The organism is Bacteroides sp., from assembly GCF_028690125.1.
In the GTDB taxonomy this organism is placed as follows: Bacteria; Bacteroidota; Bacteroidia; order Bacteroidales; family Bacteroidaceae; genus Bacteroides.
This window is the reverse complement of the sequence record NZ_JAQVBV010000013.1, coordinates 38,717-51,559: the sequence shown is the minus strand read 5'-3', so window position 1 is coordinate 51,559 and position 12,843 is coordinate 38,717. Positions and strand designations below refer to the sequence as shown.

Genomic DNA, 12,843 nt, shown 5'->3' with positions numbered 1-12,843 from the left:
ACAAATCCATTAAATATCTATGCACAAAAATACAACAACATCTCTTTCTAAATTAGTCTCTTGATTAGACATTTCATCCATTTTTACTTCATCCGAAATAAAATTGTCATTACCACACGCACCCATAATAACAGAAGCAAATAATGCTCCACAAAAACTAAAAAATGATTTCATAATTGTAGTCAATAATAAAATTATACATTAATTTTATATTGATTTAACGATTTCCCATATTTACTTCACCTAAAATACTCAAAACCAAATTATTTACTTGTGAATTTGAATTAATTCGAATCTGTTTATTAAAGAATCCTGTAGATAATGCTTTATAGAATCTTTTCTCCCAGGTAGAATAGGATAATGAGGCCAACTAACCGCAGTACACCCACACGTTGTTTCTACATTATAAATAATAGATGTAACTTTGGACTTATTTAATAAATAAAAAGTACGTTCAATTGAATCATTAAATTCAATTTTCCCTAAATTAGCAATATTATTATCAAAAACAAGATTAGATTTCTCATTAGAACCAATATGACACCGCTTCATTTGTAATTCCTTTACATATAAATCATATAAACTTCTTTCCCACCTATTTAAACTATCCAACCAAGTATAATCTAGGTCAGTAGATTCATTTATTTTCAGATACAAATATCTGTTATAAAAATATGGAAACTTTTTTATACATTTCAGCAAATTATCTTTATGTTTTTGAACTGAAATCATATTCTTTTGAAATAAATTTTGCGTCCTAAATATTTGATTTATAATAATACTTTTCACTAAGTCATCACCTTTTAATAAAGATATATCTTTTACACATTTTTTTAATGGATAATTTTTGTAGTTGCTAATTCTCTCATTTATAGAATCACAAGAATTAGATTGTACTATAACTGATGCTATAGAGCCTTTATCAATTATAATAAAACAATTCTTAGCAAAAGAATAAAACAGATGATTAAAATACTGATTATCAATAATATTTTCTTCTACTAGTTGAAAATTTTGCAGTATTTTCTTTGACTCTTTGGTATTGAGCAATTCTTTTGTTCTTCGATAATTAATCGAAGAAGTGTCAGAAAGGAATAACAAAGTCGGTCTGTCATATTCAACATCTTCACCCAACAAATAAGATATTGGAATTTCTGGTTTTTTATTACATCCAATTAACAAAAAAGCTAGTATCCACAAAGAAAATATTTCAAAATCAATATACATAAAAAGACAAATTAAATTATGTGAGAAAAACAAGAATTTAAATAGCAACTTAATATTGCTTATAGTCATGGGCTTGAAACAAATTCCCTATATCCTGCACCAAGTAATGTTTTCTTTGCATTTCGTTTCATCATTAAAATAGAAGAGGTCCTAATTTTCACAGGTTTATTAACTATTAATTCTGCAATATCATACATCTGCTTCTTTTTTCCATTTTCTTTATATAAAGTAAATAGTTTATAAAAAGGCAAGAAGCGAGATGGACACATCAAAGCAGCATTATTATAATACGCTTCTGCTCGTCTGTCCTCTCTTAGTTGCTGATAAGTCTCTCCGATAATTAACTCCAAATCATAATCAGCCCAATACTGACGGCATTTCAAAGAAACCTCCAAACTCTTTTCATATTGCTTATCTTCCAATAAAACAGCGGCATAGTTATAAAGAAAATAAGGATTGTCTGCAAAAAACTTTTCCAGTTTTTCATAAGCAGGAAGAGCTTCACTATGTGCCCCACAGAGCGCAAGCTTAGAGATTTTTCCCCACTTCAATTCAGCCTGTATACGTTCTACCAATTTATAAATGCCCACAATTGAACATCCTAGCACCAGAATACATATCAGATTCCTTCTCCATGACATAGCAAGAAAAGCTTCAATATATTCCCTGATTATTATAAAGACGGACAAGAAAACAATAATCCACGTAAAAGGATAAGTAAACGGATAAGAGAATAATGAAAATGTACCTATCGAGATTAGCGCATAGAGGGCTATTCTCTTTTCATTAGTGACATTCTTTTTATAGCAATAAAACAGTAAGAATATGATTGCAGCCAAAACCAGCAAACCAATGATCCCAAAATTCAAAAGAACTCCCAGATATTCATTAAAGGGTTGCTTTACATTATCAGCTAACATAGCATAGTTATTCTGTTGCCCGTGCATACTGAAATATTCAGCCTGATAATCCATATAATGAGCTTCAAAGCTACCCATTCCATGCCCGATCCATGGAGAATCTTTTACCATATTTATACCACATTGCCAAATCAATAATCTTCCATCGGCAGAGTCCTTCTTCATCCAATAGCAACCTACTATAACGAGAACCACACTGCCCAACAATATATATTTCCATATTCGTTTTCGAATAAATCTCGAATATAGAAAAAGAGCACAAATTACAATTACACTAACAATTCCGGCCCTCGAATATGAGAGAATGATTGCTGTTAAAAGAATAATTCCCGTAGCCCATCCTACATACTGAAAATATTTAGAATTACCTTTCTGTATTAAGAACCCAATAAAAGGCAATCCGGCAGAAAGAGTAATTGCAAATCCGGCAGGATTATCAAAGCTGCCTGTTATTCCATAAACGGAATTAGAAGGCAACAGAGAAAAATATTGTAACAGACCATACAACGCTTGAAAGCAACAAATGATAGCCATACTTTTTCCAACCAAAGATGTATTCATTGTTACTGATTTACCCAATAAAGTTGCGACAGAGAAATATATCCCCATCCCTAAAATGATTAATATTGCAAACAGCCATTTAGGAACTATATAAGGATCCGTAAACAGTGATGAATGTAGAAATATGCTTATCAAAAATAGTATAGCGAAACCACTTTGAATAACTGTTTCTTTAAAACTTGTTATCATATCATCTTACTTTATTATAATGCACTCAACACAATATCTATTCCTTTACTATAAGATTCTCATCCTCCAATATTTTTTTCAATCGCCGATAAGTTTCAAGTTTACGATTCCACATCTCCGGAGTATCATTCCTAAGTTTAAATGCTTTCTTTAACATAGACTTATCACTTTCCCCTTATCTGTCTCGACAATTCTTACCAAGACTTTATCGCCCTTTACCGGTCCCCAATCAAACCAAGTAAGCATACGCAGATCATCACTTCCTATAACCGAAACTTCATCACATGAATATCCATGTGACAAAGCTATAAAGGTAAGACCATCAGAAGCGGCAATTATGGGCTCCTGATCGTTTATTATTATTCCTAAGCCTATCATAATAGTCTAATTCTAAGATTTAATTAGGTATAGGACAATACCTGTACTTATTCAAATTCCATTTTGACAAACATACGCTAAATATAGTAGTCCCCCATCCTCCAGAATTTTCTTTACCCCACTCATTATCTTTCATTATACATTGTAATTTATTATAAAATAATACTCAATATACATATATTAAAAATAACTCTTACTTCCAGTATTGAATACCTTTTTCATATTTAAAAATCCGTTCCTGTATCCCCCGTGAATGATTTTTCAACAACAATAACGTATTAGCAGGAACATTTTTATACGCCAATGAATCAGCTTTGGAAATTTGCTTCCCAAGAGATTTCCATCGATTTCTTTTTGTACAATAAAATAATTCATACTCATCTCCCGGACGAATATAGTTATCATAACTTCGGGGAGTATAAAGAATCTTCTCAATTCGTTTTGGAGTGCCCAGATCAAGTCCGGACCATCCACCGGAAGGTTCAATATAATCATAAGAAGTACTCACATCACCATCGAAAACATTCGTATATTCATGTGAACCATCTTTCTGAAAACATCCGGGAGTACCTATAATCCTCCCTTTTAAAGGAATCGTATCTCCTGATGTATAAAACGCAACTTCCGCAATATTGCAATGCGAATCTTTCGGTCCGATGTATCTTACGTAACGATAAGTCTTTGAAGAATAAGGTTGAACCACCGTTTGCAAACGTTCAGGTCTGCGATCTATCTGATACAAAATATCTTTCTCACGAAAAGCGGGATCATTACTTCCCTCAAATGTTCCACCTATCATACGATTACGAAACATTTCCTCCGTTCTTAGATTATATTTAGCGAATAGAGTAACATCCTGCACACTATCCGACGGAGTGAAGAAATGAAAATCACTAGAGACATTGATCTCAAACGGATCTGTCCAGAAACGAAGTCGTCCCCGTTCGTAAGTAGCAACTCTCATAACAGCCCCCTTTTGTATATCAGTAAAAACAAGATTCCTTCCATCGAATTTCGTCCATGCCACAGGCTCCCACTCCATCAGTCTGCTTGCACACAGATAAGCTATTCTTGAACCTGGTTTACCTTTATAAATAGCAGATTCAGGTATTTTCAATTCTTTCTTAAAATCTTTTGTATAAAAGGAAGTGACATCTGCTAAATGAGGATTCTTAAAAAGAGGTACAATGACTGTATCCAGCTTCTGCAATTCTTCTTGCATGGAGTGATTCAGACTAAACGTATTACGGTAAACCTTTATCTTAGGCATTTCGCATATCCCATCTTTCCTAACCTCACTTACGCCGTTAGGAAATTCATGATAATAAAGTGTACCGTATTTATCGATGAATGATATCCATTGATGGCTGTCATTCTCGTCACCGCGAATTGGCATAAAATCTATTGCACAAGGAATACCTAATGCGCGGCAAACGTAAACAACGAAATCTGAACTCTCGCGACAACTGCCGGTTTTAAATTGAGCAACTTCAGGGCCTACATGGGGAAGGTCGGCAGGAGTCACAGTCGTGAAAACTGTTCCATCTTTACGTATTGAGTCGAGCAAACAACGTGCAGCTACAATCGGGTCTCTTTTATCAAGCACTGCGGATGCCCGCAAAGAATCAAGCAAAGGATTGTACTTCTTATAAATGTTTTCCCGCCAGCTACTCAACGTCTCATCTCCAATACGATATGGAAGCATATATTCACAAAAGACTGCAAACGAAACATGACTCCCCCATGGTTGTTCCTGCCAAACCTTAAATGCCCATTCAATATTATTACATAGATAAGTAGAATCTATTGTCTCTATATCTTTATAAGATTGCAAAGAATCTGATTGAAACGTTCCATACATATGGCGAACAGAATCAGCTATTAAATTAGGAGAGATCCCCATACCACGTGTTTCCTGCAATATAGTATAATAGGTAAGATACTGTTCTAATTGTTTCCCCTTATAATAAGTATAATAAGGCATATTCTCTATCAAAAAGCATGCCGCACGATATTTCAAACTGTCTGCCGGATCAGCTTGATAACGGCACAATACTTTTTCCAGTTCCGTACGATTTTCACCAGCTTGCTGAAGGGCATTTTCTAATAAAGAAACTACCGGAATATTCTTTTCTACCTTTGAACAAGAGAAAAAAAGGAAATCTCCAATAACAGCTAACAAGCAAACAAGAAATAATTTTATCAATGCTTTCATTGTACCTGAAATATTTAATCATACCTTATTTTGTAACCATGAAGTGTTTATGGCAACAACTGTTAAGTTTCCTAACGGTTGTATAACATTCGCAAAGATACAGACAATCTTATCATCACGCAATAGTCCGTTACATTATCATTTATCCATATCAATTGTGTATTAGCACATTAGAACCGTCTAAAATAGATTTTAAATATATATTGTAACATTACAGAGAGAGAGTATCAATTCATCTCTGAAGCTGCTGCTTTCTTGAGCTTAAAACAATAACATCTATAAAACAGAATGTTACGTGTATAAGTGTGAATTACAATACAGAAAGAAAAGAAGTTATTTTATTAATCTTTCTAAAAATAGTTTGATGAACAATCTATAAACCGAAAATATCGAACATTTATTGTTTTAATACTATATTAGAAATAAAAGGTTGGCGGGAACAGCAGTTGTGAAAACATTTCTCCTGATTTAAATAGAGCCTGGTAAACAACAAGCATCACATTTGTTACTCTATGTTTTGTCTCTAAGACAAAGGAGAAAAAGCGATTCACAAAATGCATAATGAACATTTCCCCCATGTACGTTCCCGCCAAACCTTAAATTATCGTTCAATATATACAATAAACATAATAAAACTATTATTTCATAAAACAAGACAATTCATATTGATGTTATCAGTTATCTTTGTTCTGATCAAGTTTTGTTTCTTTCCGCTAAAGTACTATACATTTTAACACGGTGCAACAGTCCGTTACAGGCAGCAAAGATATACCTTACTGATTATAAAACAATTAGCAAATAAAAATAATCATTTTACACTTATATTGTAACAATTGCAATATATGTTTGATATACATAAGAATTGATTTTTTCATTTTTAGAACAAATATTATCCTTCCAAATTCTTTTATTTCGCTTACTTTGCATCAAATTTAAAATTAAAAAATCATGACTGGAAAAAAAATGAGAAACATCTCCTATGTAATAGTACTTACCTGTGGACTATTATCCACTTTCTTTATCTATAGCTGTAGTACAGATGAATATTATACGGACGAAACCCGGAAAGAAGATAATGGGGTAGCCAAAACACGTGCACTTTCATCTAGAATGATGGGGATAGGTGATACACTTATTGATTCTATCGCTGCTTCTGATGAGTTTTGGGAATTTCAAATGAGTAGCGAACTTCTTGCCCAGAAATTTGATACTTATGCTTCATCATTAGGACAGGAAGAATATGATGTACTTATGGAGAATCTCAATAATGACGATTATACAACCGAATTCATTAAAACAGCTAACTTAGAAGAAGTATTGCAACAAATGAATAAAGCAAAAGAGAATCTCCTCAAAAACACAGGATTTTCAAAATTAAGTGAAGAGGAAAAAACACAATTATTTATGCAGTTTGCAGAAAGTCGTTCAAATACAAAGATAGAATCTTTGAAAACGCGACAAGAAGGAGGAAATGTATCTGAATGTGAAAAGAAACGAGAAGCCGAAATTCAGCAAGCTGAAGCTACTTATAACCATAATGTGCTATTTTGCGATAGTATATTATTTCCATATCCTTGTTATATTCAAGCAGCAGCTAGACGCAATTGTGACTTAGAATGGGCAAAAAAGCATTACGAAGAATGCATAGGTAATTAATATAATGAAATTAATTAAATATATCACTCTTTATTGCATAATTTGTGGTATTAGCATTGTAATATGTTATTCAAATTACTTCATAAAGGATATTAATTATATTCTTCAATATGTCTTGCTTATTTTTTTCCAATTCCTTTCGTGGATAGTTCTTATAATAGGTGCAGTCAGAACATTTCCAAGACATAAATCATCTAATAAAAGAGTCTGGTTCTACTATACAATAATGATGAGTTCGGTTGCTGCGATTGATTCATTTATAAAATTAATAAACACACTAATATAGCATTACTTCAAATTTTGCAAGAACACTTCCCAATCATCATTTTCGATATTGAATCGTTTTTTTGCACGAGATTTCATAACACGATAAGAGCCATCATTAATACGTAAGATAGATAATATCTCATTTTTACTTTTTCTCATTCGAATAAGAACACATAATATGATGTCACGTGGTGTAGGTTGAATATTTTGCTTTTTTAGCCAACCGAAAAAGATCGGATCCATCGTATGGCATCCTTCTATTAGCAACGAAATTTCACTTGCAGAAAATCGGGCAATAGATTTATTTTCAATTAAACTTCGAAATAACAAAAGTCCTTTCTGTGTAGGCAGAGGAGAATCTATCAATTCTTTAATTCGTTGTGTTTGAAGAATTGTCTGCTGTCGTTCCACTACCAACTTCCTATTTAAAGTTATCGAAAGCTTAATTATACCGGCCACCACCAATCCGCCAATGATCAATGCCGGCAACATATAAGTAGACAGGACCGGATCCATTACCCGATGAATTTCTTTCGGCATCACTTCAAAAACCCTATTTGATGCAAACAGGAGAAAAGCAGCAATAAATTGCCAATCGGTTATTTCAGCACCCAATCCTTGAGCACTCGGTTCGCGAATAGTCCAAAGCAATGCTCCTACAAATAATACCAGCCATAATGTGAGATAAATAGAAGAAGAAAATGCATCAACATACCATTCCGGGAAAAATATCTCGGACAAATATGCCACAACTATGACACCACAGCATAACAAACCGCCTGACAATAGTTGTTGAAAGGAATAAGCTACTGACTTCATATATCTCTGATTTTCACGTGTCCTATTTTGTACAAAGATAAAAAATAAAACTGAAAAATAGCGTGAAAAGGCGAAGAAGGTTATGGATAAAGGACTTTGAAATAATCGGATTTTATGAATAAACCAGCAGAAACGAAAAAGGGCCAATTGAAATCTGAATTACATTACTAAATTATTTTTCATACAACCCAGAGTGGAATAAACTGCACAATTAATTAAGACCGGGGTATGCTTCAAATTCATTTTTATTTAGTGCATATTACAGTGAACATAATAATCTCATATATGTTATTTGAAAAAAAGATATGTTTGATACTGCCCATATTCATCCGATGTTAGTCCACTTCCCAATAGCATTAACTTTATTGGGTGTACTATTTGCCGCATTACGATTATTCAAACCTAACAAATTTGCATATCCGTGTGGAGAATATATTTTGTATTTTGCTACACTTTCTGCTATATTGGCAGCAATAGCCGGCGGTATATTTACCCCAAACTTTACTGAACCGGTTTTAGCTCAAGCTAAAAATATCCATAGCACATTTGCCGGTGTAACAGTAACATTCTTATGTATTGCATCTGCGTTTTATTTAGCTAAGCATTTATTAAAAAAATATGCTGAGAAACTCCATAAGTTTGGATTTCTCTTTTATATTTTGGCTGCTTTTTCTGTTGCTGCTACCGGTTTTTTAGGTGGAGTACTTGTTTACAATGATTTATTAAAAATGTAACCACATTTATTTGTTTATCATATAGAACAAAATCTTGAAATATATCTATTTTGAGGGAGTTACGGTAACTTTATTCTTCACCCCCATTCATCCTTATATAAATTTAGTATTTTCAATGAAATGCCTTTATGCAAAGAAGTAAAGACTGAATCATCCGCCTTACTTTTCCTACAAAAAAAATGCAGAAAAGGCATTTGAGCATCAAATAAAAAACTTACTGAAATAATAATGGTTATAGATAAAATGAAAAGAACAACTATTTTTTAATTTATTGCGGAACACCTCGATGAGTACTTTTTAAAACTAACATATCAAATATTGTAATAAGGATTTTTAGATTTCTAGACTACAATAAAATAAAAGGCTGGCGAGAACTACAAATATAAAAAACACTTTTCTTTTTCAACCAGAGTTTAACCTCTAAGACGATAAAGAAGTAGCATTTATACAATGTTGCAAATGAAACATGCTCTCCCCTCAGAGTGTCCTCGCCAAACCTTAAATCTTCATTTAACATAATTATATATACACACTAGTATAATAAAGTATATCCTCTATTAAAAAACAAAACAACATAGCACTGATAAACATTATCAATATTTTTCTGTTCCTATATTGCTTTTTACTTTTGCAAAGATACCGGTCTTTACAATACAATGCAATAGGGCGTTACACGACAAATTGAGTTATTAAACTCATTACAAACAAATTAGCTAAACGAAAAAAATTGGTTAATGCTTAATCTGTAACGGTTAAACGAATACTTAATTTAATAAGAACACTTTTTTTTATTTTTAGAGCAAATATTTTCCTTCAAATTTCTATTTTTTAGCTTACTTTGCAGCAAATCTAAAATCAAAACAATCATGACTGGAAAAAGAATTAAAAATCTATCGTATGCAATAGTATTTGTTTGTGGAATATTAGCCACATTCTTTATTTATAGTTGTAGTAACGATGACTATTATGCTGATGAAACAGAAGTGGGAGCAAATGGGGTAGCTAAAACACGTGCATTTTCATCAAGAATGATGAATGGGGAATACACCCTTATTGACTCTATTGCTGCTTCAAATGAATTTTGGGAGTTTGAAATGAGTAATGAACTTCTAGCCGAAAAACTGAAAGCCTATACTTCTACATTAAGCGAAGAAGAATACGATCAGCATATGAGCAGCATAAATAATGATGATTATATGGCTGACCTCATTCAAAAAGCGAATATGAATGAGGTATTACAGCAAGTAGACCAAGCTAGGGAAAAGCTCTTCAATCAGACTGGATTCTTGAGATTAAGTGAAGAGGAAAGGACACAATTATTCACGCTATTTGCAGAAAGCCGTTCACAAATAAAGACGAACTCTTTAAAAACGCGTCAAGAAGGGGGAGGAAATACTTCTGAGTGTGAAAAACAGAGAGAGGCGACAAAAGATGCAGCTAAATTAAAATTTGATAATGCAACTGCAACTTGTGGAAACTTCCCAGCAGTTGCACAACTTTGCTATATGAATGCTGCATCAATATATAATTTTGAAACAAGAATGGCTGATAAAGCATATCAAGAATGTATCGGGAATTAAAAATAGCTCTACGATATATCATTCTATATGGTATAGTAAGTAGCATAATATTCTTTTTATGCTACTTAGACCTATTTATCAAAGACATAAATATTGTTATTCAGATATTTATGATCAACTTATTTAATTTACTTTCATGGATAATACTAATAGCAGGTGCTATCAAATTATTCCCTAAAAATCAATACTCCAATAAAAGAGTATGGTTTTATGTTGCTATAATAAGCGGGACTATTTCTGCCATGAATTCTTTAGTAGAATTAATAAATGGATTAACACTTTAGAGATAAAATTATTTTATTTCCTTCAAGAATGTTTCCCAATCTTCATCTTCAATGCCTAAACGCTTCCGAGCACGAGATTTCATAACCCGATAAGTGTCATTAGTCATATCAAGAATAGTTAATATCTCCTCTTTCGTTTTTAGCATCCGAATCAGTACACATAAAATTATGACACGTGGAGGAGGAGTCTGTGGAAGATTCTGTTTCCTCAACCAATTGAAAAAAGCTAAATCAATTATCTGACATTCCTCTACCAATTGGAGGTTGTCACTTGCAGAAAGCAGAATGATAGATTCATTCTTTATAAGTTTACGAATCAATAGACAACTTTTATATTGAGTTGGAGGAGAATCAAGTAATTGCTGAATTCTTTGTGTTTGAAGTGCATTTTGCCTCCGTTCATCTTCTAACCTCCGGTATAACGATGTGGAAAACTTGATTATGCCTGCTACTATTAAACTCCCAATAATCAATATCGGTAATGTATATGTAGACAATACCGGAGCTATATCTCGGTGAATTTCTTTTGGCATAGCATTATAGATTCGGTCTGATACAAATAAAAAGAAAGCCGCAATAAGTTGCCAATCTGTTATTTCAGATGCTAATCCCTTTACTCCCGGTTCACGAAATGTCCAAATCAAGGCTCCCACTAAAAGAACCATCCAAAATGAAAGATAAATAGAAGATGAGAAAGCGTTCACATACATTCCAGGGAAAAAGATTTCAAATAGATAGGCGACTATTACAACACCAATGCATAACAGACCACCTGATAATAATTGCTTGAAAGGATAAATTATTTGTTTCATATCGCTACTTTTCTATCTCATTAGTAATTGCGTCTCAGTTATCTTGCGGCTACAAAGGTATAAAATAACTAATTACGGGAATCAATACCTGTTATTTATATTTCGAGTTACCAATTCATGATACTTTAGTTCACTAGTCTATTCATGCGATGGAAAGAAACTTATGGTAGTTCCGTGTATGCCAAAGCGGGAAGAGTATCATAAATATGTATAGTGAATTAGAAAGTAATAACCAATCTGTGTAAAGTGTTTCCAGACATAATCATAGTTACTTAACATATACAGTTGTGCCATCATATTGGCACAAGAATACCCTCCTATTGTCACAGTTGTGCCACCTCGCTGGCACAACTGTGACAATAGGAGGGCACAAATATAGTTACTAATAAAGGGATACATCATCACAAATAATGTTTTCCTTTGAATCTACTCTCTCTTGACATTAAAAAGAAGAGATGCTTTGCTACGCTCTGGATGAAAGAGAGCAGATTAATTACTAATTTTGAGATACTACTTATTAATAGGCGTTTATATAAATGCTACTTAATAGATATTTATACAAATAGATCTTTCAATACAAACTTCCAACATTCCACTACTAAATAAATAGTAATTGCCCAACTGGATATTAGCCACAGTGCAAAACGTATATGCGTACCCCGTTTTGTTTTGAGTTTCTCCCAAACAGGTTTTACATAATATATATTCAACACAATAGATATTACCATACAAATCAACAATATTAATTCTGAACCTGACATATTACTAAGCTTTTAATCATTTAAATAGTTTATCTATAACTTGACTTAGACCTTTGCAGTAAAAGTATGCCGTAAAGTTAATGTTTTATTCGTTCAGCAAGGCATAAACGCCATAAAATAGGTGCTTGCCTATGATAATCTCCCGCCATATGCCAATGCAACAGCCTTAGATGCGCACAGGCTGTGGCTATAGAGACTGCAGCACCTGATAAATATGAAGAATATCTTATTAATTTTATTAATGCTTTCATCCTACCGGAAATATAAATCTACATATGTTAATAAAGTATCTCACAGTTTCTAAATCACAACTATTTAGTCCTCTAAATTGTCGTATAACATTCGTAAAAATACAGGCAGCCCAAACACCTGACAAGAGTCCGTTACACGCCTTCAACAAACAACACTTATTATCAACAAGTTAAATAAATAAGCAATAT

10 protein-coding genes are annotated in these 12,843 nt (G+C 32.9%); 3 read left to right on the top strand and 7 right to left on the bottom strand.

Annotated elements, in window-relative coordinates; genetic code table 11:
* Positions 1–9: 9 nt before the first annotated feature.
* The 5 genes from PHO71_RS10545 to PHO71_RS10525 all read right to left on the bottom strand — a co-directional run bounded on the left by PHO71_RS10545 (position 10) and on the right by PHO71_RS10525 (position 5,490).
* Complete coding sequence (locus tag PHO71_RS10545; protein WP_300202812.1) at positions 10–174, bottom strand: hypothetical protein; 165 nt, start codon at positions 172–174, stop codon at positions 10–12.
* 93 nt (positions 175–267) lie between these two features.
* Positions 268–1,227: a DUF1573 domain-containing protein gene (locus tag PHO71_RS10540; protein WP_300202810.1), complete on the bottom strand. Its 960-nt coding sequence runs from the start codon at positions 1,225–1,227 to the stop codon at positions 268–270.
* Positions 1,228–1,292: 65 nt separating this feature from the next.
* Positions 1,293–2,897 carry an O-antigen ligase family protein gene (locus tag PHO71_RS10535; protein WP_300202807.1) on the bottom strand — a complete coding sequence of 535 codons (1,605 nt, stop codon included), beginning with the start codon at positions 2,895–2,897 and terminating at the stop codon, positions 1,293–1,295.
* A 150-nt stretch (positions 2,898–3,047) separates the two neighbouring features.
* Entirely contained in the window at positions 3,048–3,275 is a 228-nt protein-coding gene (locus PHO71_RS10530) for a hypothetical protein (RefSeq protein WP_300202804.1), read from the bottom strand.
* A gap of 193 nt (positions 3,276–3,468) precedes the next feature.
* Positions 3,469–5,490 carry a transglutaminase domain-containing protein gene (locus PHO71_RS10525; RefSeq protein ID WP_300202802.1) on the bottom strand — a complete coding sequence of 674 codons (2,022 nt, stop codon included), beginning with the start codon at positions 5,488–5,490 and terminating at the stop codon, positions 3,469–3,471.
* A 948-nt stretch (positions 5,491–6,438) separates the two neighbouring features.
* Between PHO71_RS10525 and PHO71_RS10520 the strand changes: the two genes are divergently transcribed.
* Positions 6,439–7,146 (top strand): hypothetical protein, encoded by a 708-nt coding sequence (locus tag PHO71_RS10520; RefSeq protein WP_300202799.1) that lies wholly within the window; start codon positions 6,439–6,441, stop codon positions 7,144–7,146.
* Positions 7,147–7,434: 288 nt separating this feature from the next.
* Here PHO71_RS10520 and PHO71_RS10515 read toward each other — a convergent pair whose 3' ends face one another.
* A complete protein-coding gene (locus PHO71_RS10515) occupies positions 7,435–8,232 on the bottom strand; it encodes a hypothetical protein (RefSeq protein ID WP_300202797.1) in 798 nt (265 codons plus the stop codon).
* 305 nt (positions 8,233–8,537) lie between these two features.
* Here PHO71_RS10515 and PHO71_RS10510 point away from each other — a divergent pair, with 305 nt between their 5' ends.
* Both PHO71_RS10510 and PHO71_RS10505 read left to right on the top strand, forming a co-directional pair.
* On the top strand, positions 8,538–8,966 hold the full coding sequence (locus PHO71_RS10510) for a DUF2231 domain-containing protein (RefSeq protein WP_300202795.1): 429 nt from the start codon (positions 8,538–8,540) through the stop codon (positions 8,964–8,966).
* 866 nt (positions 8,967–9,832) lie between these two features.
* Positions 9,833–10,546 (top strand): hypothetical protein, encoded by a 714-nt coding sequence (locus tag PHO71_RS10505; RefSeq protein ID WP_300202792.1) that lies wholly within the window; start codon positions 9,833–9,835, stop codon positions 10,544–10,546.
* A 292-nt stretch (positions 10,547–10,838) separates the two neighbouring features.
* Here PHO71_RS10505 and PHO71_RS10500 read toward each other — a convergent pair whose 3' ends face one another.
* Positions 10,839–11,642, bottom strand: a complete 804-nt coding sequence (locus PHO71_RS10500) for a hypothetical protein (protein ID WP_300202789.1) — start codon at positions 11,640–11,642, stop codon at positions 10,839–10,841.
* Positions 11,643–12,843 lie beyond the last annotated feature (1,201 nt).

What these genes read in the sequence shown, in the direction of transcription:
- PHO71_RS10545 (WP_300202812.1), bottom strand. Translation starts at nt 174, where the DNA reads ATGAAATCATTTTTTAGTTTTTGTGGAGCATTATTTGCTTCTGTTATT.
- PHO71_RS10540 (WP_300202810.1), bottom strand. Translation starts at nt 1,227, where the DNA reads ATGTATATTGATTTTGAAATATTTTCTTTGTGGATACTAGCTTTTTTG.
- PHO71_RS10535 (WP_300202807.1), bottom strand. Translation starts at nt 2,897, where the DNA reads ATGATAACAAGTTTTAAAGAAACAGTTATTCAAAGTGGTTTCGCTATA.
- PHO71_RS10530 (WP_300202804.1), bottom strand. Translation starts at nt 3,275, where the DNA reads ATGATAGGCTTAGGAATAATAATAAACGATCAGGAGCCCATAATTGCC.
- PHO71_RS10525 (WP_300202802.1), bottom strand. Translation starts at nt 5,490, where the DNA reads ATGAAAGCATTGATAAAATTATTTCTTGTTTGCTTGTTAGCTGTTATT.
- PHO71_RS10520 (WP_300202799.1), top strand. Translation starts at nt 6,439, where the DNA reads ATGACTGGAAAAAAAATGAGAAACATCTCCTATGTAATAGTACTTACC.
- PHO71_RS10515 (WP_300202797.1), bottom strand. Translation starts at nt 8,232, where the DNA reads ATGAAGTCAGTAGCTTATTCCTTTCAACAACTATTGTCAGGCGGTTTG.
- PHO71_RS10510 (WP_300202795.1), top strand. Translation starts at nt 8,538, where the DNA reads ATGTTTGATACTGCCCATATTCATCCGATGTTAGTCCACTTCCCAATA.
- PHO71_RS10505 (WP_300202792.1), top strand. Translation starts at nt 9,833, where the DNA reads ATGACTGGAAAAAGAATTAAAAATCTATCGTATGCAATAGTATTTGTT.
- PHO71_RS10500 (WP_300202789.1), bottom strand. Translation starts at nt 11,642, where the DNA reads ATGAAACAAATAATTTATCCTTTCAAGCAATTATTATCAGGTGGTCTG.